Below are 24248 nucleotides of genomic sequence, written 5' to 3' on the forward strand. Positions count from 1 at the left end.
CCCCCGGGTTGTGAGGAAGAGACCGACTAAATATCCCACAAAGAAAAATGCCAGTCAGCTTAACTGACTGGCATTAGGACCCATGTCCGGCTTTTTTATGTCCGCAATTTACCGATATAGCAGGATAAATTATCGTTAATTAATTGTTAAAAGGTCTGACCTGTGTTACACCTTGTTGTAGACGTCACACGTCTTAACGTGTTGACTACCATCATAAAATAGCAACAAGGAAGGATGTCGCGTGGACAATAATTTTCGACTTCGTACCCTCACCAAAACCGCTCTTGCAGTCGGTGTCGCTTTTGCACTTTCAGCCTGCGGCGATAATGACAATGATTTTAGTGGTGTGTCACCAACGACACCTCCGCCTCCACCTCCGGTGACAGAGCCACCAGCGCCAATTCCGGCATTCGATGCTGACGGTGAACTGACCGCAGATATTACCTGGACCACTTATGGTGTGCCTCATGTTACAGGCGACAACCTGGAAAGTATGGCCTATGGGGTAGGTTATGCGTTTGCGAAGGATAACTTGTGTATTCTTGCCGACCAGATCGTGAAATATAACTCTGAGCGTTCAAAATATTTTGGGCCGGACATGAACCCGGGCAGTGGGGATTCTGAAAACCTGATTAACGACTTTGGCTTCCTTACGGTTGGCATTCGTGAACTGGCAGAAGAAAATTTACCGAGGATGTCAGCCAATAGCCGCGCTATGTTCCAGGGGTATACCGCTGGCTACAATAAATATCTGGCAGATACGCCGGTTTCTGAACAGGATCCGCAGTGTGCAGGACAACCCTGGGTAACAGAAATCGACAGTGTCGATTTGCTGACATATTCATTGGGTGTTGCACTGCTGCCAGGCGCAGCAAATTTCCTTGGCCCCATGTTCCTTGCCGCGCCCCCGGGAGAGTCTTATTTGCCGGTACCGGCCGCAAGCACACCGGCGGCAACCTCATTAAAGATCGAACCGAAAGTAGAACTGCCTGAAAAGAACCCGCAGGAAATGGGGTCAAATGGCTGGGGACTTGGCAGCGATAAAACAACAAATGGCATGGGAATGGTATTGGCCAATCCACATTTCCCGCATACCGGTAATCTGCGTTTCTGGCAGTTCCAGGCGACCGTACCTGAGTATATGAATGTCACCGGGGCCTCTCTGATGGGCTTGCCCGGTGCGGTTAATATCGGTTTCAACGATGATGTAGCGTGGACCCATACTTTTTCTACAGCAGAACATTTTGTTGTATATCAGTTAACGGTTGACGACGATGACGCTTCAGCAATGACGCATATGGTAGACGGGTCAAAACGGACTATTTACGAAAAACCTCTACAAATTGAAGTTGCAGTAGGGCCGGGGCAGACAATTATGCTTAATAAAACGGCGTACTACACCAACTATGGTCCGATGATTGAAGTACCGGGTAACTTTGACTGGACTGACACCAACGCCTTCGCAATCAAAGATGCCAACCTGCCAAATCTGGATATTGTTGATCACTGGCTGGCGATGAATATGGCTACCAGCATGGACGAGTTCAAGCAGGCCTTTAAAGATTACGACGGGGTTATTTTTAATAACACCATGGCGGCCTCAAAAGAAGGAGAAGTCTTTTATATCGATGACTCCACGGTCCCTTACTTAACAGACACTGCGATTAATGAGCTGACGACGAATCCGTTATTGATTCAAACCAAACAGGTCGCGGGCTTCACGGTACTACCAGGCTTTTTATCAGCATTTGATTTTGAGCGTCCGGTACCTTATGAAGAAGCGCCTAAATATGAAGGCACGGATAGCGTTCAGAACTCAAATGACAGTTTCTGGCTGACCAATCTGGATAGTCCTATTACCGGCGTTTCGCCGCTGTATGGCAGAACAGAGAATCAACAGTCTTTACGTTCGCGCATGGGGCAGGTCTTTATCGAAGACAGCGCAGGCAGTGACGGTACCTTTACGCCTGAGGAAGTTGAAGGGCTATTAATGAGTAACCGCAGCTATCTGGCTGAAAATATTTTGCCTTCATTGATTCAGACCTGTGAACGACAAGGCGATACGCCTGTCAGTGTTGATGGCGCAAGTGTAGACATCAGCGCAGCCTGTGATGCGCTGGCTGACTGGGATGGCACCATGAACAAAGAGAGCACTGGTGCCCATGTGTTCAGAGAATTTGCGTTCCAGTTTAACCGGGATCCGCAATGGGAAGTGCCTTTTGATGTGGCCTCTCCGGTCACCACGCCTTCGGGTCTGCTTCAGAACGTCACGACGTTGCAGCAATTTGCCCGCGCGGTGCAGGTGATCGATACGGCAGGTGTCGCGCCGGACGCAGCGCTGGGAGACGTTCAGTTTGTTGAACGAAGCCTGCCTGATGGTTCTCCAAGCGGAGAGCGGTTACCCTGGGGGGGTGCGAACAATATTGAGGGCGGTTTCAACGTGTTTAATATTGTACCCGGCAATAACGGTACCTTGTTGCCACGCCATACCTATCAGCCGCTTCCGGGTACCATTATGAGTGCTGAAGCGCAGGGCTATCATATCAATTACGGTAGTAGCTGGATGGTAGTGGTTAACTTTACTGAAGACGGCCCGGTAGGACGTGGTTTGTTAAGCTACTCGCAATCCAGAGTGTATGGCAGTGAGCATAACCTTGATCAAACACGGCTTTATTCAGAACAACCGCAGCTACGTGACATGTACTTTACTGCGGAAGAGATTGAAGCAAATGCGATTGAGACCATGACACTATCGTCACAGTAGGTGAAGCCTGATAAACTTGCCTAAACTAAATTGTCAGTGATAATAAAGGACCTTAAGTAAGGTCCTTTATTTTTGTGTTAGGAGAGTCACTTGGAGTTTTTGTACGAATACGGATTGTTTCTGGCGAAAGCCGTCACGCTTGTGGTTGCGTTTATTCTGGTGGTGTCCACGATTGTCGGCGTTGCTAATAAACAAAAGCAGGGGCGAGGGCATCTTGAAATCCAGTCTCTGACCGATCAGTTAAAAGACATTACCAACTACGCCCGTCAGGTGTTGCTGGATAAAGGAACACTGAAAAAGTTAGCCAAGCAGCAAAAGAAAGAAGAAAAAGCGAAACTCAAAGCTAAAGAAAGCGAGCGGGAAGACGGTCCGAGGCTTTTTGTTATCGACTTTAAGGGTTCTATGGACGCGCACGAGGTCGACCGGTTACGTGAAGAGATCACTGCTATTCTCTGTGTCGCTGAAGAGAAAGACGAAGTACTAATTCGTCTTGAAAGTGGCGGCGGCGTTGTGCACGGATACGGCCTGGCTGCATCACAGCTGCAACGTATCAAGGACAAAGGTCTCACGCTTACTGTAGCGGTAGATAAAGTCGCTGCCAGCGGCGGTTACATGATGGCCTGTGTTGCCGATAAATTGTTGGCGTCTCGCTTTGCCTATATTGGTTCTATCGGCGTACTGGCGCAGTTGCCTAACTTCCACAAGCTGCTAAAGAAGAACGATATTGACTTTGAGCAGCATACTGCCGGCGAATATAAACGGACGTTGACCGTGTTTGGTGAGAACAACGACGAGGGCCGCAAGAAGTTTCAGGAAGAAATTGAAGAGATCCATACGCTGTTTAAGGACTTTGTGCACAGTCAGCGTAAAGACATGGATATCGAAAAGGTTGCGACCGGTGAATACTGGGCGGGTATTAAAGCGAAGGAACTGGGGTTGGTTGATGAGATCATGACATCTGATGATTACATCTTGTCTCACTATCCTGAACGTGAAATATATGCCGTGAAATACAGCATCAAAAAGAACGTGGCTGAAAAACTGGGTCTGTCATTTGCAGAAGCGGCAGAACGCAGTGTGATGCGGCTCTGGAATCAGTCAAGAACCTGGTTTCATTAATCGCGCTATTACATGTCTCAGAAAACTAAAAAGGCGATATTACAAGCCGCGGAAGTCCTGTTTGCAGAACAGGGCTACGCGCAGACTTCTATGCGGTCGATTACTGCCCGTGCAGGGGTAAATCTCGCCTCGGTTAATTATCATTTCGGAAGTAAAAAGAACCTGATCCAGGCCGTGCTCAAACAATATTTTGACGTACTAATGCCTCAGATCGACAGTACACTGGATCATATGGAACCAGCATATGGTGAAACCGGCGTGCAGACCGTGCTCAGTGCGTTAATTGACCCTATGTTGACGTTAAGAAAAGTACAGGAAAACGGTACAGAGCTTTTCGTTCAGCTACTTGGGCGCGGCTATAATGAGTCGCAGGGGCACTTACGTCGTTTCATCATGCAGGACTATGGTGTCACCGTCAGAAAGTTAACCAAAACCATAAAGCAATGTCTGCCAGAGGTGAGTGACGAGCAACTTTTCTGGCGCTTGCACTTTGCAATTGGCAGTTTTGTTTTTTCAATGGCGTCAAGCAAAGCGTTAAGAGAAATTGCTGAATCTGATTTTAAACAAAAGGTCGATATCTCGGACGTAATAGTTCAGCTGGTTCCTTTTGTTGCCAGTGGCGTATCCAGCAGTGAACACGAAACCCCGACAACGACTCATCAATAAGCAACGTTACTTTAACCGTTAGTATGCTTAATTATCTCTCAATTCAATATTGTTTCAGCTTCAGATCTTAGTGATACTTTTGTGTCCGATGTTTCAGGCCAAAAAGTAAGGCTAGGTAGAAAAACAGGCACAAAAAAAGCGACCCTGTGTCGCTTTTCCAAAGTGCCATCATAATTTAGCGTGGCAATATGGCACCGCTGTTTTCATCTTTAATTTGATCAGACCAGAACGCTTTAACAGAAAAGCCTTTGGTTGACGCTTTCTTTGCTGTGCTCTTTTTAGGAGCCATTTTCTTAGGTGCCGCTTTTTTCTCTTTTTTAGCAGAAGAGGCGCCAGCGTCACCGAAACTGTCACCCATTTCTTTTAACTGCGCCAGGCGCATGTTCTTACCGCCATCAACGCTATACCAGCCACCCTTCGCTTCGATATCAGGCGACTTGCCATTGGCTTTTTCATAGGCAGCAGTGAAGTCGGCAATAACCTTATCTTTATCTAGTTTGCTCATTATTCAATTGGACTCTTTGACTTAGGTTAGTGTTACAATATCGACACTTTTATAACGTTTTTTGTACAAAAAGTCTAATTTAGGCGGAGGATGCGTGGCGATTACGAATGTTGCACTTCAGGATTTGCTGAATAATTTACTGAATACCGGCCAGATTTCGGATTATTGTCCCAATGGTTTGCAGGTTGAGGGTAAGCGGGATATTCAAAAAGTCGTGACGGGTGTGACGGCTTCGCAAGCACTGATAGAACAAGCCATAGCACATCAGGCTGATGCGATTCTCGTTCATCACGGTTACTTCTGGAAAGGCGAGGATGCCACCATCACAGGGATGAAGTATCGTCGTATTAAGGCGCTGTTGGAACACGATATCAACGTATTCGCTTATCATCTTCCTTTGGATGTGCATCCTGTTTTAGGCAATAACGCGCAACTTGCTGCGTTACTCGGCATTACCAATGTCAAGCCGCTTATTGGCGTGAAACCTGAAGGAGTGGTGATGACCGGAGAGTTCGACAGTGACGTTACTGTTGAAAGTTTGAAGCAACGCCTGTCCGATACACTCGACCGTAAGCCACTGGTCGCAGGCCCGGAGAATAAAATGATAGGTTCCGTTGCCTGGTGTACCGGTGGTGGGCAAGGCTTTATTGAACAGGCCGCAGCGAGAGGTGTTGATGCGTTTATTACCGGAGAAGTCTCGGAGCAAACGGTACATACTGCAAGAGAGTGTGATGTTGCTTTTTTTGCCGCGGGACATCACGCGACCGAGCGCTACGGCGTGAAGGCGCTGGGGGAATATCTGGAAAAAGAGTGTCAGTTGCAGGTTACGTTTATCGATGTACCTAATCCGGCCTGAATATGAAAAACGATCATTCATTTGACGGTCTGGCCGGGAAGTTCAGCAAAAACATTTACGGGACCACAAAAGGCAGACTTCGTCATGCACTGCTGTTAAACGCCATGAATGACTGGCTGCCTGCAACTGACAGCCCAATTATCGAGCTGGGCAGTGGCACGGGCGAGATGGCGCTAAGCTTAAGTGAGCGTGGCTATGCGATGACACTTACTGACCCCTCCACTGATGTACTGAGCCAGGCTGCCAGTCTGCTTTCGGCGTATCCTGCTACGCAATTTATACAAAAACCATTGCAACAGCTGTCATCCATTGGCGATTACTCCTTCATCGTGTGCCATGCTGTATTGGAGTGGCTGGTCGCACCGATGGAGGCATTGTCTTACATTTATGAAAAAATGCAGAGTGGCAGTACGCTGTCTCTGAGCTTTTTCAATCGGGATGCGGCCTTGTTTAATAATGCGGTGTATGGCAATTTTGATTACATTGCGCGCGATATGAAGGTCAAAAAGCAGGTTCGGTTAAATCCGAAACAGCCGTTATCACCGCCGATGGTGATTGAACACTGCAAGCAGACAGGTTTTACGATATGCGCAATGACGGGGATCCGCTGTTTTCACGACTATATTCGCGATCGTGAAATGCAGAACTCGCACTTTGAAGACATTCTGGCGCTTGAAAAACAATACGGTAGTCAGGAGCCGTTTTGTCGGTTAGGTCGGTACTTCCACCTGATCCTGAAAAAATAACCGAATGCACTATCGTTAACCGGACAGAAAGCGGGAAGGATCTGGCTTGCCCTTGTTAAAATCGCGCAGGTTTTCAAGTGTGGTAGTCGCGATTTGTGATAGCGCTTCCTGTGTAAAGAAACCCTGATGGCCGGTAATAATCACATTGTGAAACGTTGCCAGTCTCTCAAAAACGTCATCATCAATGATTTGCTCAGAGTGATCTTTAAAGAACAGCTCTGACTCCATTTCATATACATCCAGGCCGAGATAGCCGATTTTTCGGCTCTTCAATCCCTGAATCACCGCTGAGGTGTCAATCAGCCCGCCACGAGATGTATTTATCAGCATAACGCCGTCGCGCATCTGCGCAATAGTATCGTGATTAATCAAATGGTAGGTGTCTTCGCTGAGTGGACAATGCAGGCTGATAATGTGACTGGTTTCCAACAGGGTGTCCAGAGGAACGTAGCCAATGCCTGCCTGTATCAGCTCGTCGTCAGGGTAGGGGTCGTAACACATAACCTTACAACCAAAACCGGACAAGATTCTGGCAGTAGCAGCACCAATTCTTCCTGTGCCGATTATACCAGCGGTCTTGTTGTGAAGGGTAAAGCCCATTAGTCCGGAAAGCTCAAAATTACCTTCTTTCACCCGGTTATAGGCTTTGTGTATTTTACGGTTTAAGGTAAGCATTAGCGCGATGGCGTGCTCTGCGACAGCCTCGGGCCCATACGCGGGCACTCTTGAAACAGCAATGCCATGGTCTTTAGCTGCCTGGAGATCAATATTGTTGAAACCGGCGCAGCGCAATGCAATGTGCCTGACACCGCATTGGTGCAGGGCGTCGATGATGGGCCGGGATATATCATCATTCACAAATACGCAGACGGCATCGTAATCCGAACACAAGTGCGCCGTTTGCGCGTCAAGCGCCATCGGCAGGAAGCGAAAGCTGACATCATAGTGTTCAGACATGGGTGCGAAAATGCTTTCGTCATAACTTTTTGCGCTGAATACACCAACACGTATTGTCATCTCGCTTCCTCAGGGTGAATTATTTCAGGCAGGACTCAATATCACTGGCAATGGCTTCAGGCTTTGTTGTCGGTCCATAGCGTTTTACTACGTGACCTTGTGTATCTACCAGAAACTTAGTGAAGTTCCATTTAATCTTTTTCGTGCCAAGAATGCCGGGCGCCTCACTTTTCAGTGTTACATATAAAGGGTGGGCGCTGTCACCATTAACGTCCGTTTTTTTAAATAACGGAAAGGTGACGCCAAACGAGCCACTGCAAAAGCCTGCGATCTGCTCATCATCCCCCGGCTCCTGATGGCCAAACTGATCGCATGGGAAAGCCAGCACAGCAAAACCCCGGTCTTTGTATTGTTTATATAACGTTTCCAGTCCCTCGTACTGGTAGGTAAAGCCACATTTGCTGGCTGTGTTAACGATAAGTAATACTTTACCCTTATAGGCGTCAAGTGACTCTGTTTCACCGTTATTGCGAACGGCTGTGTGTGAGTAAATCGTTGTGCTCATAATCCCTCTTGTTATTTTGTAAATGTCGGGCGCAGAGTCTCCAACAACCCTGCCGGACAGTAGGTAGCAAACGGATAATTTGCTACACTTCGCGCACACTTACAGTATAAACATAAATCAGCGAAGAGAATCAGTTATGAGCGATAAAAGGGTTAGCTTTTTAGGCTTAGGTGTTATGGGTTACCCCATGGCAGGACATCTCGCAACCCACGGATACGCGGTCACTGTGTATAACCGTACAGCGGCTAAGGCGCAGAAATGGCAGCAGACTTTCAAAAATCAGGTTGCCGATACGCCAGCCCAAGCCGCCAGAGACGCTGATATCGTGATGATGTGTGTTGGCGACGACAATGATGTTCGCCAGGTTGCTGAACAGGCTCTGACAGTAATGAAACCCGGAAGTGTACTGATTGATCACACTACCGCGTCGGCGTCAATCGCCCGTGAGCTTGCACAAATCTGTCAGGAAAAACAGGTCGATTTTCTTGATGCTCCTGTGTCTGGTGGACAGGCAGGCGCAGAGAATGGGCAACTTACCGTGATGGTTGGTGGGGATGCTGCTGTTTTTGAGAAAGTGAAACCTGTGATTGATGTCTACGCCCGCCATAGCCAGTGTCTGGGGGAAAGTGGAAGCGGTCAACTCGCTAAAATGATGAATCAGATCTGCATTGCCGGGATTGTACAGGGGCTGGCTGAAGCGCTTCATTTCGGTGAACGCGCCGGTCTTGATTGTCAGCAGGTGATTGACGTGATCAGTAAAGGTGCTGCGCAGTCGTGGCAGATGGAAAACCGCGCGGGTACCATGATAGCGGGGAAATATGATTTTGGTTTTGCGGTTGACTGGATGCGTAAAGATTTGTCTATTGCCCTGGATGAAGCCAGGCGAAACGGCTCTACACTGGCGTTAACGGCGCTGGTTGATCAATACTATGCCGACGTCCAAAAGTCGGGTGGCGGTCGCTGGGATACGTCAAGTTTGCTGACGCGTTTGCGCTAGGGCATGCTGACTTTCAGTGCTCATTCTTAAAGCGACTTTTTCGTGATTCAGGCAAAATAGCGTCCACTTGTACAAATCGACTACACAAGTGGACGGATAGGGTAACAATGGCTGAAAAGCGCTGTTATGCAGGTGTGTCTTTGGCGCTTTTAACGCTGCGTCCCTCGTAACTCATTTCGTAATAGTGAGTCACATAGCTTGCGCTTTGCTCAAAATGCAGTAACGCGAAATATATACACGACTTAGGAAGATGGCGATGATGAGCCTGAAACTGTCACCGGTTCTACGGTTTCAGCACTGGCGTCTTCAGCACTGATTTCTTCAGCAGGGGTAAGTATCGGATCGGGAGGGAGGAGCGTGTCGGTAGCGTCATCAGCCTGTTTCCTGAGTTGCGTCAGGCGCGAGCGGTTTGTCGGGTTCATCTGGGTACTTTCCAGTTCCGCTAACAGTTTTCGAATAGTGTAGCGTTTGTACTGCACGGTCTGACTTTCAACCATACACTGCAACAGGTTTAGCGTGAATGCGCCAATAGCAGGCAATAACCGGTGTGCATCATAAAAAAACGGCATGGCTTCCGCAAACCGACGTTTCAGAAACCATTGGGTACCTTTGTCATTGAGCTCGAATGCTTTGTCGCCAGCAAGCCCGAGCTTTTGTTCTGATGCAAGAATTTCCCCCGCATTTACCGTTTGCTCGCTCAGGTCTTCAATCGTGGCATTGCGCTGGGTTGCCATTTCCATTAACAGTCGGGCTTTCTCTTTCCTGCCAAGAGCGCCGTTCACTTTCGCTGCAACCAGCAGAGTCGGTGTTTCAGCGCGAGTGACGGCATTCATGCTGTCGTTATCAAGCATCAGCGCGGCTTTTTTATTATCCCCGTCGAGTACTGCTGCAAAGGCTAACAGGTAATCCCGCTTTTGCGTCAGTTGTATATCATGCTGGCTTCTTCCTGCAATACCCACCAGTTTGCGGGCCTGCGAGAGACTTTCCTGGCGGTTGGTTTCCGGGCTTTCTTCAGCCAGTTGCAGATAAAATTCTGCCAGCGTAAACGTGAAGTCGTTGAAAGCCTCTTTTGCACTGCGGTTCATAGCCCGTTTTTTTTGTAACAGCTCAATACCTTCGAGTACCCGGTTTTGCTTATGGTACGTGAGTGTTTTAAGACGGGTTGCCGGTACGCTTAAATCACTGGGTTTTATATTGTCGAGGTAATGCTCCGCCTGGGAATAGGCCTCCTGTTCGTAACACAGGCAGGCTAACCATTCGAACGCCTGGTCCTTTGCAAGGTTCACGTTCAATAAGGCTGACAATTGCTCACTGCAGGCGCCGTAATTGCCGGCGGCGTACTGACATTTTATCCGGCCCCATTGCGCCCACAAGACCTGATCGGACTGAGTCAGCACGGCCTCGTAAAGCTGCTGGGCCCGTAAAAACTGCCTGTCTTCGTAAAGTAGACGCGCCTGCAATTTAGTGACATCGGACTGAAGCCGCCTGGGAACATTCTCCTGTGCAAGCCGGGCGAGCTGGCTTAACGCATGTTTTGTATCGCCTTTATCCAGGCTGGCCAGAACATTCGATACGAATCCACGATAAGTCATGTAATGTTCCAGCTGGCGGGTAAGCGTGCCAATGCTGTAAGGTTTAATGATAAGCAAATCAGGGTGGACATCGATGATCTGACCAATGGTCTGAGGTAATCGGTCTGACGTGATGAAGATAATACCGGTGCTCGGCTTTATGAAACGACTCTGTCGCAACTCCTGTACCCATGCAACGCCATTCTTACCGGTACCAAGATGAAAATCCAACAAGATCACTTCAAAGTGCTGCGTGCGCAAAGCGGCCTTTAACTCTGCACCGCTACCAAAACTACTGACTTCAAATAGCCCTGTAGGAAGGATATGGCTTCGCAGGCTGGCGCGTGCCGTAGCGTTATCTTCAACAATGGCGAGTCGATATTGCAAGGTATCAGGCCCGTGTGTAGAGAAAAATGGTTGTATTTATTAAGCTTATCAGTGACGCCGAAAATGTACATGTTATCTGTCTGCTTCGGGGTATTCGTCGGAATACCTTTAGTTTCTTTATCTTGCCTGTTACAAGTGTCACAAAAAATTTACATGTAACTTGTATTACCAGATAGGTTTACGTTTACGTCAAGGGTAGTTATTGGTTACTGTTGCAGAACTTACAGGAAAAACATCAGAGGCAGCCATGCACAAGGTACCCTTACTTATCAACGGTGAATTCGTTGAGTCTTCTACTTCTTCTTACATCGACGTGACTAATCCGGCAAATAACGAGGTGATTGCCAAGGCGCCCTGTGCCACAGAGCAGGAAATGGAACAGGCTATTGCGTCTGCAGAAGCGGCGTTCGAAACCTGGAAAAACGTGCCGGTAACTGAGCGCGCACGCGTCATGATGCGTTATCAGGCGTTGTTGAAAGAACATCAGGAAGACATCGCCAAAATTCTGGCATCTGAAACCGGTAAAACCTTTGATGACGCGAAAGGAGACGTCTGGCGGGGAATCGAGGTGGTTGAACAAGCCATGAATGTTCCTTCAATGATGATGGGCGAGACAGTGGAAAATGTGGCCCGTGGTATCGATACCTACAGCTACATTCAACCATTAGGGGTATGTGCTGGGATCACGCCATTCAACTTTCCTGCAATGATTCCGTTATGGATGTTCCCAATGGCAATTGCTTGCGGCAACACCTTCGTCTTAAAGCCTTCTGAGCAGGATCCGCAGACGCCTATGAAGCTCGCTGAGCTGTTTATGGAAGCTGGCGCACCGGCAGGGGTATTGAATATTGTTCACGGCGGAAAAGATCAGGTTGAGCCTCTGTTAACCGATCCACGGATCAAAGCGGTCTCTTTTGTTGGCTCAGTACCCGTTGGTCAGCACATTTATCGTACGGCGACTGCCAATATGAAGCGTGCTCAGTGTTTTGCCGGTGCAAAAAACCACAGCGTCATTATGCCCGATGCCAACAAAGAGCACGTGCTGAACAATCTGGTGGGGTCTTCGGTCGGTGCTGCCGGTCAGCGCTGCATGGCGATTTCGGTCGCTGTATTTGTTGGTGAAGCGCAAAAGTGGATCCCGGAACTGGCTGAGCGTATCAGTAAAGTGAAACCCGGACTTTGGGACGACAAAGACGCAGGCTATGGCCCGGTTATCAGCCCGCAGGCAAAACAGCGTGTGCTGGGCCTTATCCAAAAAGGCAAAGATGAAGGCGCAGAATGCTTGCTGGATGGCAGTGACTTTACTGTACCCGGTTATGAGAACGGGAACTGGATTGGACCAACGGTATTTTCCGGTGTCACCCCCGATATGACCATCTATAAAGAAGAGATTTTCGGTCCGGTATTAAGCTGCATGGGTTTGGATTCTCTGGAAGATGCGCTGGAAGTGGTGAACAACAATCCGTACGGAAATGGCACGTCTATCTTTACTAACAGCGGCTCTGCTGCCAGAAAGTATCAGCGAAATGTGGAAGTGGGGCAGGTCGGTATCAATGTTCCGATTCCTGTGCCGTTGCCGTTTTTCTCGTTTACTGGCTGGAAAAACTCGTTCTATGGTGACTTACATGCATACGGGAAGCAGGCGATCCGCTTCTACTCGGAAACCAAAACCATTACCTCCCGCTGGCTGGAGGATGACATTCCGGGCGGCCCTAACCTGACTATCTCAATTGACTAGGGAGGCAGGAATATGAATTTTGACATGACAGAAGATCAGCAGGCTTTTGCTGAAACGGCACGTCAGTTTGCAGACCAGGAGCTGGCACCCTATGCGGCGCAGTGGGATCGCGATCACACGTTCCCTGTAGAAGCGCTAAGAAAAGCGGGTGAACTTGGATTTTGCGGTTTATACACACCGGAAGATGAAGGTGGTCTGGGTCTTAGTCGCCTTGACGCTTCTATTATCTTCGAGCAGCTCGCGATGGGGTGTACTACCACAACAGCGATGCTGACGATTCACAATATGGCTACCTGGATGATAGCCACCTGGGGCCAGCAGGACGTTAAATCACGTTGGTGCCCGGAGCTGGTGACCGGTGAGAAACTGGCTTCTTATTGCTTAACAGAGCCTGGTGCAGGCTCAGATGCAGCATCACTTAAAACGTCTGCCAAGGAGCAGGATGGTGGATATGTCTTAAATGGCTCGAAGGTGTTTATCTCAGGTGCCGGAAGCACCCATGTACTTGTGGTAATGGCGCGTACCGGTGGACCCGGCCCGAAAGGCGTGTCTGCGTTTGCAGTCCCGGCCGATGCAGAGGGGATCATCTACGGCAAACCAGAAGAGAAAATGGGCTGGAATGCTCAGCCAACCCGTATGATTACATTTGAAAATGTGAAGCTGGAAAAGTCCTGGCGTCTGGGTGAAGAGGGTGAAGGCTTTAAAATGGCCATGAAGGGACTGGACGGTGGTCGTATTAACATCGCGACCTGTTCTATCGGCACCGCGCAACAGGCGCTGAATACTGCACGCAACTACATGCTGGAGCGCGAGCAGTTTGGTTCGCCTATTGCCAGTTTTCAGGCATTGCAGTTCAAATTGGCGGATATGGCGACCGAGCTGGTTGCAGCCAGGCAGCTGGTGCGATTGGCTGCGAGCAAGCTGGATAATGACCACGCAGACAAAACCACTTATTGCGCTATGGCGAAACGGTTCGCCACAGATGTGGGCTTTAACGTTTGTAACGAGGCGCTGCAACTTCACGGCGGCTACGGGTACATTAAAGAATATCCACTCGAGCGTCACGTGCGTGATGTTCGTGTACATCAGATACTCGAAGGCACGAATGAGATCATGCGCGTGATCATTGGTCGTCGTCTGATAATGGATGAGAGAGAAGTTCTCTGATAGGGAGTAAAACAATGAGTGAAGATGCTGGAGCGTTACCGGTACTTGTAAGTGAAGCTGATGCGGGTAACGGCAAAAAAGTCGGAATTCTGACGTTAAATAAACCCAAAGCACTTAATGCTCTTGATTTGGCGATGGCTGAGCTAATGCTGGATGCGTTACAAACATTTTCAGCGCGCTCCGATATCGCGTGCGTGTTGATTGATGCCGAAGGGGAAAAAGCGTTTTGTGCCGGTGGCGACGTGGTGTCGATGCATCAGGCGATGGCAAACAATACCAATGCGATCCCTGCTTTTCTGGAAACCTTCTTTACCGTTGAGTACACCCTCGACTACACCATTCGCACGTTCAACAAGCCCGTTGTCATCTGGGGAACGGGCATTGTCATGGGCGGCGGCATGGGGCTGATGAGTGGCGCAAGTCACCGCATCGTTACTGAAACGTCGCGTCTGGCAATGCCGGAGATCACGATTGGTCTGTATCCCGATGTAGGCGGCAGTTACTTTCTGCCGCGACTGCCGGGAAAGTCCGGGTTATTTCTCGGACTGACTGGCGCTAGCATGAATGCAGGCGATGCCAGATACCTGGGGCTGGCAGATCATTTCGTTAGCAGTGATAAACGTCAGCAACTGTTAGAGGCGTTATGTGAACATGCGTGGCAGGATGACAGTGTTGACGAACAGGTAGCAGAAGTCATCAACTCGCTCTCAGACAGTGATGCGATGCCTGCATCCGTGGTGAAAACACATCAGTCGCTAATTGATGAGGTGTGCAGTCACGACTCACTGCCTGCGATTGTCGAGGCGATTAATGCGTTAGACAGCGCTGATGATAAATGGCTGGCACGGGCGCAAAAAACACTGAGCGCGGGCTCACCGATTACCGCACACCTGGTGTATCAGCAGTGCCAGCGAGGCGCGCAGATGAGTCTGGCTGATTGCTTCAGGATGGAACTAATCATGTCCTGTCGCTGCGGCGAAGCGGGCGAGTTTCAGGAAGGCGTTCGGGCGTTATTAATTGATAAAGACAATGCGCCAGACTGGAAATATGCGTCTGTTGCTGAAGTACCAGATGGTGTCATCGACACGTTCTTTACTTCCCCCTGGGACGATGCGTCTCATCCGTTAATTACACTGGGAGAATAATAATGACAAATATTGCGTTTATCGGGCTGGGTAACATGGGTGGGCCTATGGCGGCTAACCTGTTGAAAAGCGGTATGCAGGTTACCGTTTTTGACTTGGTCGAAGCCAGCGTGAACGCGCTGGTAGAGCAGGGCGCGAAGGCCGCGACGTCAGCGGTTGATGCCGTCGCTGACGCTGAAGTGGTTGTGACTATGTTGCCGGCCGCCGCGCACGTGAAGTCGTTGTATCTTGGCGATAACGGTATCATTGAGGCGAGTCGCGACGATGTACTGTTTATTGATTCCAGTACCATCGATGCTGACTCAGCAAGAGTGGTTGGCAAAGCCGTAGAACAAGCCGGTCGGTTGTTTGTCGACGCGCCGGTTTCCGGTGGTGTAGCGGGTGCCAAAGCCGGTACGCTGACATTTATCATGGGCGGCTCCGTCGATGGTGTTGCCAAGGCTACGCCGGTACTGCAATGTATGGGCAAAAATCTGTTTCATGCTGGCGATACGGGAGCTGGCCAGATTGCCAAAATCTGCAACAATATGTTGCTGGCGGTGTTGATGAGTGGTACCTCTGAAGCGTTGCAGCTGGCTATCGATAATGGTTTGGATCCCAAAGTGATGTCTGACATCATGCTGCAGAGCTCAGGTTGTAACTGGACACTGCAAAAATACAATCCATGTCCCGGCGTGATGGAAGATGTCCCGTCTTCCAATGACTATCAGGGTGGCTTTATGGTGAAGCTGATGAATAAAGATTTGAATCTGGCGATGAATGCGGCAGCGAATTCGGAATCATCTACACCCATGGCAGCCGCAGCACAGGGACTGTATAAACTGCATCAGCGTAACGGTAACGGAGATAAAGATTTTTCCAGCATCTTTACCTTGTTTGCAAAAGACTAGCACCCGTACAAGCGCAGTTGAGCCGGACTTCCCAGTCCGGCTTCGCTTATTGAGGCTTGTCTGCTAGCATTGCGGCATTCTGAACCAACAGGCATGACATCATGTGGCGATGTCCACTCTGCAAACATCCCTTAACCATCCACGATAAAACCTGGCAATGCGACAATGGCCATGCATTTGATAAAGCGAAAGCGGGCTATGTAAATTTGCTGCCGGTCCAGTTTAAAAAATCGCTTCAGCCCGGTGATGACAAAATCATGTTGCGGGCGCGTCGTGGGTTCCACCAACGTCAGAGCTATCAACCGCTCATGACCGCATTGACCGATTTAGTCAGCCAGGCTCATCCAGAAACGCAAATCAGATTATACGACGCCGGCTGTGGCGAAGGTGCCTACTTGCGTAATATCGCTGAGAGTCTGGCACTACAGGGAAAAAGCACCACTGCGGCTGGCAGCGATATCGCCAAACTGGCTGTAGAGATGGCAGCAAAGCAGGCAAAGACACATCAGTATGTGGTTGCCAGCAGCCATCAGTTGCCACTGGAAGATGAATCAGTGGATACCATCATGCAGATATTCGCACCTGGCGACGCCGGCGAATATGCCAGGGTATTGTCTTCACGAGGCACATTGCTAACCGTTTCGCCTGGTCCGGAACATCTGTATGAGCTTAAACAGCATATTTACGATTCGCCCGAACGCCATGTTCTGCCTGATGCGGCGTTATCGCATTTTTCTCTTCAGGAGAGCCGCCAAATCACGTTTACGCTTAATTTTGAAAACCCGGAGCACGTGTCTGAACTGATTGCCATGACGCCCTTTTCCTGGAAGCTGGATGAAGGACGCAAAGCTACGCTAGGGAAGACACTCGAGTATGTGACTGCAGATTTCATATGCCAGGTCTGGCGCAAACAGGCACCAGAAGAGGACCACTGTGAAAAATAAAGCGTTATTTCTCGATCGGGATGGGATCATTAATGAAGACAAAGCGTATGTCTATCGTAAAGAGGATATCGACTTTGTTGAGGGTATTTTTGACGTTATCCGGACGTTTGTCTCTAAAGGCTTTATGCCGGTTATCGTCACCAATCAGTCCGGGATTGGCCGGGGGTTGTACAGTGAAGCCGATTTTGCTGCACTGAGCCGATGGATGCAGTCGCAATTTGACAGCGCAGGGCTACCAGCGATCCCGGTTTATTATTGTCCGCACCACCCCACAGAAGGTATTGGTCAGTATCGTCAGCAGTGTGATTGCCGCAAGCCTGAGCCTGGCATGTTGCTTACTGCCATTGCTGAACATCACATTGATGCCTCACGGTCTTTCATGATTGGTGACAGCTGGCGGGATATTCAGGCAGCGGATGCGGCTGGTGTCGGACACAAGATTTTTGTCAGCCCCGGCGACAATGAGAATTCACAGCCCATTGACAATGTGACTCATGTGAACACGGTAAGCCACATCCTTTCAACTGACGTAATTGCTTAACGTAAATGATAAAAGGGCCGTTACGGCCCTTATCGTTAGTTCTGCTGTGAGAAGCGCGTCAGGTGCTTTATCGCCTGACTTAACAAATCAACATTCAAGGTATCGTTACTGCGCTTATTGTCGGTGGTATTGGTGATCTCATAACTGCCATTACTCAACACCTCCGTGCGCTGAAGATTATGTACCACCACAATGCGCTCGCCAGACGTGCTGACCAGCCAGTTACGCTTTGCATCCAGCAGGTTCTGCCCGGTAGAGTAGAAATTGGCAGGAGCCTGACACCCAAGCGCATTTAAGATTGTGGGAGCCAGATCTTCAGTGCTTGCGATCGTCGTGTTCACATCCAGTGTGGTGTACAAGGTACCCTTTGCATTCGCGCTGTCAGCGCTATAGCCGGTGGCAATGATTACATCACCGCGTTCGAACAACGACGGTTCAAGATAGCTCTGCATTTTGGCTGCAGGTAAAAATGCGATATGTAAGCCATCATGCTCATTGCTCAACGGCTGACGGTAATTATCAAGAAACTGTGTCGGCAGGGTGTCGTCGATGTGTATTGATACCGGCATGCCTAAACCCACCGGTAACGCCAGCAGCACTGGCTTTTTACCCTCGAGGCTTTCCTGGTAGATCTCTGGGACACCAAACAGTGACGTCATAATTAACGCGTCCAGTGAAGATGCTGTAGTGAAATAATTTTCCACTTTTTGCATGGCGAAGGTATCCAGTCCTGCCAGCGGTTGTGAGTCTGTCTGCACAATTACAGTCAGGTTGCGGCTGCTATCGATGGAGCAATACACCGGCTCGGTGGGATAGGTGATATTGTGAATGTCAGGATCGAACTGTAACTGTTTGCGCTCTTCATAGGCCTGCAGGTCCAGCAAACCATAACGGGACATGGTGGTTTTCGCTGTTGCAGGGTAAGACAGCGGAAACATATTGTCCTGTTTGATAATTGGCTGGTACAGCTGAGCATCTGCCCACACATGCACCGCATGACTGCTGACAAAGCACACGACAAAGAAACTGGTGACCGGTATGCCGATTTTGTAGTGAACCAGACGTTCAATACGTTGCCAGATGGCATTGGCGAGAATGAGCTGGAACCCCAGCCACACGACGAATAACATTAACAGAAAGCCCCATTCCTGCCAGCCAAAATGGCTGGCCTGGGTTTGTGCTTCTGTGCGCAGCAAGTCTGCAGAGTTACCGCTGATATGAAAGCCAGTTCGGTTATAAAGCAGTGCGTCGAAGGCGAGCAACGCCAGCCCGATAGCAGCTATCGCAGAGGCTGACGCTTTGATAACGTTAGCATTACTGACCAGATAGCACAGTGGAAGGACAAAAATTACAAAACCAAAAAAGGTCATAAAACCAATATGACCGAACCAGTTTGCAAACAGGTAGACCGAGCCGATAAACGTACCGGGCAGGGGTGATGAAAAGACAAAAACCGAGGCAATAATGATAGCGATAGCGATATTCGCCAGAGCAAACCAGTGTCCCCAGTTCACCAGCTTCGTCACGCGTTGACGGCGCGGAGATTCGGCTAAAATCATAGGTTATCGCTTACCCTTTAACGCTTTTCTTCAGAACGTCGGCAAATTGATTTACCATCGCTTCCCGGTTTTCCGGTGCTACCTGTGTATTAAATATATGGGTGACGACATTGCCCAGCACCATCAGAGACAAGTCTCTGTTTGCCTGATTTTCTTCCAGTGTCATGATCACTTTATTCATTAGCGCTTCGAAATCTGCATCGGTGTAACGGCTTTTCTGGGGCATTAGCACGCCTCTTTTAGAGTTTTCTTTAATAAAAAGAATGGATTTAAAAATAAAATGATTATAATCGTTGTTTGAGTGATAACAATCATTCATTCTAAAATCCCGCAATTCCCCAGCTAATTCTTAACGACAGGACACCACATTACCTATGAGTGCACTGATTCATCATTTTGTTGTTCATCGTCTGGTTCTTAACCAGGATGATAAAATTGAAGCGATCCCCCGCAATAGCTGTTTAACGGTGACGCCTGAAATTGAACAGCTGGCGCATCAGATAAATCACAGCTTTAACGGCAAGCCCGGAAAAGGGGTAGGCCATTTTGTCGACAGTGCGCCGGCAGACAGTGATAACGCCGAACCTGCCGATGTCAGTGAGTTTGCTCAGGGACTATCAGCATACTGGAAACAGCGCAACGAAGGCGATGGCGACCTGGAATCGACGTTCCATGCCTTTTCCCTGTCCGCAGCTTCCCGACTGGTAAAAGCCCTGGCTGATACCGGCACCGTAGAAACCGGGTTTCTCATCTTTTGTCAGTATGAGTATCTGGCCACACAATATCTGATGGTGGCGCTGTTAAATACCCGTGCGCACGTAGAAGTGAATCAGGAACTGGAATTGTCTTCTCGCGAGCATCTGGATTTAGCTCGTATGCAGTTAGCCGTACGTATTGATTTAACGCAATGGTCGGTGCAGCCAGAGCAGCAACGCTATATCAGCTTTATTAAAGGGCGTATGGGTCGCAAGGTCTCTGACTTTTTCATGCAGTTTATCGGGTGTGAAGAGCTGGTTGATGTGAAACAGCAAAACAAACACCTGATTTCATCTGTAGATGCCTATCTGGCGAGTGAGTCTCTTGATCCGCAAGAGCAGCATCAACACAGGGAAGAAGTAAAAAGTTATTTCAAGGAGAAGATTGATAGCGGTGAAAGTCTGTCGGTAAAAGAGCTATCCGGTCGTTTACCAGCAGATGAAAGCTCTCAGTCAGATTTCGCAAAATTTACGGAGTCGCTGGAAACGCCACTGGAAAAAGAGATCCAGCCGGATCCGGCGGCGCTGAAGCAACTGGCCAAATTTACCGGTCAGGGTGGCGGAATATCGGTGAGCTTCGAGCGTAAGTTAATGGGGGAGCGGGTGTTTTATGACCCGGCAACCGATACGCTGACGATCCGCGGAATACCGCCAAATTTAAAAGATCAGTTAAAACGACAGTCAGGTATGGACTAATTACCTGTAACTCCGTTTTTTCCGCCGTATAATAGCGGCAACAAATTCACGATTAGGGTGTTATGCAATTATTTGTTAATGACCTTACTGTTATGGATTTCTCTTACCTCTGTCCTAAGCGCGGCATGGTGGGAGAAAGCTGGATTGTCGATGTGGTACTCGACGGTGACCTGAATGAAGAAAGTATGGTTCAGGACTTCGGTAAGGTGAAAAAGAACTTAAAACGATTGATTGACGACTATGTCGATCACAAGCTGCTCGTGCCTGCTGAGCATGCCAACGCTATGATCCGACACGATGATGATGGCGATCAGGTTGAGGTGCAGTTTTGTTGTGAAGACGCACGTCAAATCATGCTGTACTGTCCATCTGATGCGTATGCTTTTATTTATTCTGATGAAGTGAATATGGCAAGCGTGGGTGAATATCTACGGGAAGTTATTGCCACACATCTGCCTGACAATGTTGATGATATTGCACTGCATTTACGCACGGAAGTCATCACCACGCCGTACTACCACTATACGCACGGCCTGAAAAAGCACGATGGAAACTGCCAACGGATTGCGCACGGCCACCGTTCACGAATTGATATATTTGTTGATGGAGAGGCTTCTCAGGCGAGTCAGGCATACTGGGCAGAGCGCTGGGCAGATATCTACATTGCGACGCAGGAAGATGCCATTGCTTATTCCGATCGTAAGATCACGGGCACGGTGGACAATCCGGAAGATTATCTGTGTTTTGCTTATGAAGCGAACCAGGGATATTTTGAAATTATGCTACCTGCAGCTAACTGTGAAGTGATTGATACAGACTCGACAGTCGAATGCCTGGCGCAATTTCTGCTAACGGAGCAGCAACAGCGCTACCCAGGTAAAGCTAATAAAGTAGTGGCTTATGAAGGTGTGGGTAAAGGCGCAATGGTGACCGGATAAATGAAATTGTCTGTACTGAGCGCCCCGATAGCCACAATGGCGCTGCTTTTTGGTTTATTGTTGTTACCTTCGGTGGATGCTGCAGATCCATCGCTGGTGATCAATGGCAAACTCACTCAGGGGAGCCTGATCCGGGGGCAAGTGCCAAAAGGCAGTGAGGTTCGCCTAAATGGCCAGAAACTCACAGTTAACCGGCAGGGGAAGTTTGTGATGGGCTTTGAGCGCGAGGCCGAAACGAGTCACACCCTGACCATCGTGACCCCGGATGGGGAAACACATACCCGCACGCTGAATATCAGTAAGCGCGATTATGATATTCAGCGCATCGATGGCCTGGATCAGAATATGGTATCGCCACCTAAAGCGGTACTTGAGCGTATTCGTAATGACAGTGCCAGAGTAGCCAGAGCGCGCAGTGGCACGCGGAATTACGATGCTGTGTTTACGCGTTTCTCATGGCCTGCAGAAGGGCCAATTACCGGTGTTTACGGTAGTCAGCGTATTTTGAATGGTGAGCCTAAACGCCCACATTACGGGGTAGATGTAGGTGGGCCTGTTGGCACTCCGATTGTTGCACCGACAAGCGGCATTGTGACGCTGGCAGAGGATTTGTATTATTCTGGCAATACGGTGATCCTTGATCACGGTATGGGCGTCTTTTCTACCTTTCTGCATCTGGATACGATGACGGTAACCGTGGGTGATAAGCTGGAAAAAGGGGAGCAATTGGGAACCCTTGGCGCGACAGGCAGAGCTACCGGCCCGCATCTGGACTGGCGACTCAATTTAGGTCCGATGCGTCTTGATCCCCAATTACTGGTTACTGACGGTGAATAAAACCGTCAGTAATCGACTTGCAGCCAGTTCAACAGTTTTTGTTTGTCATTAATTTCCAGGTAGCAGACTTCTTCTGCGGCAGGCCTGACTGGCATAGTCATCGTCAGGGTGCGACCTTCACGTATGACCAATAACTCAAGCGTATCCTCATTGCTGTTATCCAGCAGACGCTGAAGCAATGGCGGGGTTACGACATAACCATTTACCGCAATCAGCTTGTCGTTAACCTGCAAACCAGCCTCACAAGCGGGCGTTTTTTCACGCACTACCTGTATAAGCACACCGGTCTCAAGTGCTTTGGTTACCGCGCCAAAAGCGCGGTGCAGGCGCTTGGGTGAACGCGCAATGCCACCTTTATCGTCAGGCGCCGTTTTTACGCGGGTCTTGAGCGATACGCCGATATCGTTAAGCCAGGTCTGTAATGGCACATCTTCTACACCATACACGGTTTTATTCAAAAATAGCTGAATATCAATGTTGAAGTGCTTTTCAGTAATGCTGGCGATGACATCATTGGGCGTACCTTTGATATCACGCCCATAGTCGTTCCATAATATCTGCATCACGTCGTCAAGATTGTACTGACCTTGTGACTCCTTTCGAAGCAGCAAATCCAGGCCCATGGCGATGATGCCGCCTTTTGTGTAATAACTGACGATATGATTAGGTGCACTCGCGTCCTGTTTATAAAAACGGGTCCATGCATCAAAGCTGCTTTGCGCCGCAGATTGCTTGTAGCGGCCAGCATTAACCTGTAATCGGCTTAGGTTTTGCGCCACAATGTCCAGATACTTCTCTGGTTCAATCAGGCCGGTTCTGGCAAGTGTAAGGTCATCATAGAAACTGGTAAATCCCTCATAGATCCACAACTGCTCTGTGTAAGTTTCTGTTTGCAGATCCGGTTTTACCATGACATCGGGTTTAATGCGCTTGACGTGCCAGGTGTGGAACAGTTCATGACTGCATAAGCTAAGAAACGTAATATAGCCGTCGGTTTTTTCTTCAGGTTCCTGTTGTAAAGGCAGATCAAAGCGCGGGTAGAGCAGGGCGGTAGAGCTGCGGTGTTCAAGACCGCCAAAGCCCGAATCGCTTAACAGCGTCATAAACACATAGCGTGACACGGGCTGTGGATCGCCAAACAGCGTCATGTGATGCTGGCACACAGGCACAAGGTCGCTTGCGATGCGGTCAATATCAATTGGCGTGTTGCCTGAGAAAAGCAATACAAACTGAACACCGTTGACATCAAATGACTTCAGCTGACAGCGTCCGATGAAAATTGGATGATCGATAAGCTCATCATAATTTTCGCAGAAAAAACGCATGCCATCTTCATTTTGCTGGCGGGCGGGCATACTGGTCTCAATCTGCCAGTCAGCGTAACCGGGAAGCTGGTTAATTTGCAGTGAACAGGGAAGTGATTCTGCATTTTTTACCTGTAAAAAGACACTGGTGCCATTACAAAACGCATACTCATCATTAATGTATGCTGAGCGTACCGACAAGTCATATGCATAAATGTCGTAGGTGATTGTGACAGGCGCGCCCCCCGTCTGCAGCAGCCAGGTTTGTTTGTCTGTTTTCGCCACATCCAAAAGCTTACCTTGATGGTCTTCTGCGCGCAGGCGGACAATATTCCGGGCAAAATCGCGGATCATGTAACTGCCCGGGATCCAGGCTGGTAATGTCAGAGTCAGCGAGTCTGTAGTGTGAGCAGGAAGCGCAAGCGACACGCGGAAAAGATGCTCCTGAACGGAATGAACATCCAGCGTATACTGCAGAACTGAATTATCTTGAAACATGGTGGATCCGATATTAGTAATGATGCTGATATGATGCCGCACACGGAAGTCTTTGTCAGCCCGGGATAAATTGGTTACATTGAGATGAGTTAAAAATAACCTG

Annotated in this window: 22 protein-coding genes; 15 read left to right on the plus strand and 7 right to left on the minus strand. The window is 49.0% G+C overall.

The features are described from left to right. The first annotated feature begins 241 nt into the window (after window positions 1-241). From JKP77_RS09965 to JKP77_RS09975, 3 genes are all read left to right on the plus strand, one after another. The gene (locus JKP77_RS09965) at window positions 242-2764 is read left to right on the plus strand and encodes an acylase (RefSeq protein WP_218311042.1); all 2523 of its coding nucleotides are present in this window, start codon (window positions 242-244) and stop codon (window positions 2762-2764) included. 90 nt (window positions 2765-2854) lie between these two features. Next, window positions 2855-3883 carry a protease SohB gene (sohB, locus tag JKP77_RS09970; RefSeq protein ID WP_218311043.1) on the plus strand — a complete coding sequence of 343 codons (1029 nt, stop codon included), beginning with the start codon at window positions 2855-2857 and terminating at the stop codon, window positions 3881-3883. A 12-nt stretch (window positions 3884-3895) separates the two neighbouring features. Then, complete coding sequence (locus JKP77_RS09975) at window positions 3896-4549, plus strand: TetR/AcrR family transcriptional regulator (protein WP_218311044.1); 654 nt, start codon at window positions 3896-3898, stop codon at window positions 4547-4549. Window positions 4550-4724: 175 nt separating this feature from the next. On the opposite strand, the gene JKP77_RS09980 is transcribed toward JKP77_RS09975, so the two are convergent. Further along, the gene (locus JKP77_RS09980; RefSeq protein WP_218311045.1) at window positions 4725-5054 is read right to left on the minus strand and encodes a hypothetical protein; all 330 of its coding nucleotides are present in this window, start codon (window positions 5052-5054) and stop codon (window positions 4725-4727) included. A gap of 94 nt (window positions 5055-5148) precedes the next feature. Between JKP77_RS09980 and JKP77_RS09985 the strand changes: the two genes are divergently transcribed. Both JKP77_RS09985 and JKP77_RS09990 read left to right on the plus strand, forming a co-directional pair. Beyond that, on the plus strand, window positions 5149-5910 hold the full coding sequence (locus JKP77_RS09985; protein ID WP_338024857.1) for a Nif3-like dinuclear metal center hexameric protein: 762 nt from the start codon (window positions 5149-5151) through the stop codon (window positions 5908-5910). A gap of 2 nt (window positions 5911-5912) precedes the next feature. Then, a complete protein-coding gene (locus tag JKP77_RS09990; protein ID WP_218311046.1) occupies window positions 5913-6656 on the plus strand; it encodes a methyltransferase domain-containing protein in 744 nt (247 codons plus the stop codon). Between the two features lie 15 nt (window positions 6657-6671). On the opposite strand, the gene JKP77_RS09995 is transcribed toward JKP77_RS09990, so the two are convergent. Together JKP77_RS09995 and JKP77_RS10000 are read right to left on the minus strand one after the other, a co-directional pair. Then, the gene (locus JKP77_RS09995) at window positions 6672-7673 is read right to left on the minus strand and encodes a 2-hydroxyacid dehydrogenase (RefSeq protein WP_218311047.1); all 1002 of its coding nucleotides are present in this window, start codon (window positions 7671-7673) and stop codon (window positions 6672-6674) included. 19 nt (window positions 7674-7692) lie between these two features. Then, complete coding sequence (locus tag JKP77_RS10000; protein WP_218311048.1) at window positions 7693-8178, minus strand: glutathione peroxidase; 486 nt, start codon at window positions 8176-8178, stop codon at window positions 7693-7695. Between the two features lie 112 nt (window positions 8179-8290). Here JKP77_RS10000 and JKP77_RS10005 point away from each other — a divergent pair, with 112 nt between their 5' ends. Continuing rightward, window positions 8291-9175 carry an NAD(P)-dependent oxidoreductase gene (locus JKP77_RS10005; RefSeq protein WP_338024861.1) on the plus strand — a complete coding sequence of 295 codons (885 nt, stop codon included), beginning with the start codon at window positions 8291-8293 and terminating at the stop codon, window positions 9173-9175. 242 nt (window positions 9176-9417) lie between these two features. Here the strand turns inward: JKP77_RS10005 and JKP77_RS10010 are convergent, their stop codons facing one another. Further along, entirely contained in the window at window positions 9418-11133 is a 1716-nt protein-coding gene (locus JKP77_RS10010; RefSeq protein WP_218311050.1) for a response regulator, read from the minus strand. 247 nt (window positions 11134-11380) lie between these two features. Here JKP77_RS10010 and JKP77_RS10015 point away from each other — a divergent pair, with 247 nt between their 5' ends. The 6 genes from JKP77_RS10015 to JKP77_RS10040 all read left to right on the plus strand — a co-directional run bounded on the left by JKP77_RS10015 (window position 11381) and on the right by JKP77_RS10040 (window position 17558). Next, window positions 11381-12871, plus strand: coding sequence for a CoA-acylating methylmalonate-semialdehyde dehydrogenase (locus JKP77_RS10015; protein WP_218311051.1), 1491 nt, complete (start codon window positions 11381-11383; stop codon window positions 12869-12871). A 12-nt stretch (window positions 12872-12883) separates the two neighbouring features. After that, the gene (locus JKP77_RS10020; RefSeq protein ID WP_218311052.1) at window positions 12884-14038 is read left to right on the plus strand and encodes an acyl-CoA dehydrogenase family protein; all 1155 of its coding nucleotides are present in this window, start codon (window positions 12884-12886) and stop codon (window positions 14036-14038) included. 14 nt (window positions 14039-14052) lie between these two features. Further along, window positions 14053-15183, plus strand: a complete 1131-nt coding sequence (locus tag JKP77_RS10025) for an enoyl-CoA hydratase/isomerase family protein (RefSeq protein WP_218311053.1) — start codon at window positions 14053-14055, stop codon at window positions 15181-15183. Window positions 15184-15185: 2 nt separating this feature from the next. Next, on the plus strand, window positions 15186-16073 hold the full coding sequence (gene mmsB / locus JKP77_RS10030) for a 3-hydroxyisobutyrate dehydrogenase (RefSeq protein WP_218311054.1): 888 nt from the start codon (window positions 15186-15188) through the stop codon (window positions 16071-16073). Between the two features lie 101 nt (window positions 16074-16174). Next, window positions 16175-17017 carry a putative RNA methyltransferase gene (locus JKP77_RS10035; protein WP_218311055.1) on the plus strand — a complete coding sequence of 281 codons (843 nt, stop codon included), beginning with the start codon at window positions 16175-16177 and terminating at the stop codon, window positions 17015-17017. Then, complete coding sequence (locus JKP77_RS10040) at window positions 17007-17558, plus strand: D-glycero-alpha-D-manno-heptose-1,7-bisphosphate 7-phosphatase (protein ID WP_218311056.1); 552 nt, start codon at window positions 17007-17009, stop codon at window positions 17556-17558. The genes JKP77_RS10035 and JKP77_RS10040 overlap by 11 nt, the downstream gene beginning before the upstream one ends. 35 nt (window positions 17559-17593) lie before the next feature. On the opposite strand, the gene JKP77_RS10045 is transcribed toward JKP77_RS10040, so the two are convergent. Next, on the minus strand, window positions 17594-19117 hold the full coding sequence (locus tag JKP77_RS10045) for a DUF3413 domain-containing protein (RefSeq protein ID WP_218311057.1): 1524 nt from the start codon (window positions 19115-19117) through the stop codon (window positions 17594-17596). A 10-nt stretch (window positions 19118-19127) separates the two neighbouring features. After that, window positions 19128-19343, minus strand: coding sequence for a YejL family protein (locus JKP77_RS10050; protein ID WP_218311058.1), 216 nt, complete (start codon window positions 19341-19343; stop codon window positions 19128-19130). Between the two features lie 148 nt (window positions 19344-19491). Here JKP77_RS10050 and yejK point away from each other — a divergent pair, with 148 nt between their 5' ends. From yejK to JKP77_RS10065, 3 genes are all read left to right on the plus strand, one after another. Further along, a complete protein-coding gene (gene yejK, locus JKP77_RS10055; protein ID WP_218311059.1) occupies window positions 19492-20568 on the plus strand; it encodes a nucleoid-associated protein YejK in 1077 nt (358 codons plus the stop codon). A gap of 62 nt (window positions 20569-20630) precedes the next feature. Next, window positions 20631-21506 (plus strand): 6-carboxytetrahydropterin synthase, encoded by an 876-nt coding sequence (locus JKP77_RS10060; RefSeq protein ID WP_218311060.1) that lies wholly within the window; start codon window positions 20631-20633, stop codon window positions 21504-21506. Then, a complete protein-coding gene (locus JKP77_RS10065; RefSeq protein ID WP_218311061.1) occupies window positions 21507-22343 on the plus strand; it encodes a M23 family metallopeptidase in 837 nt (278 codons plus the stop codon). It abuts the gene before it with no gap. Between the two features lie 5 nt (window positions 22344-22348). On the opposite strand, the gene JKP77_RS10070 is transcribed toward JKP77_RS10065, so the two are convergent. Continuing rightward, window positions 22349-24145 carry a M61 family metallopeptidase gene (locus tag JKP77_RS10070; RefSeq protein ID WP_218311062.1) on the minus strand — a complete coding sequence of 599 codons (1797 nt, stop codon included), beginning with the start codon at window positions 24143-24145 and terminating at the stop codon, window positions 22349-22351. Window positions 24146-24248 lie beyond the last annotated feature (103 nt).

It is taken from the genome of Alteromonas antoniana, assembly GCF_019249295.1.
In the GTDB taxonomy this organism is placed as follows: domain Bacteria; phylum Pseudomonadota; class Gammaproteobacteria; order Enterobacterales; family Alteromonadaceae; genus Alteromonas; species Alteromonas antoniana.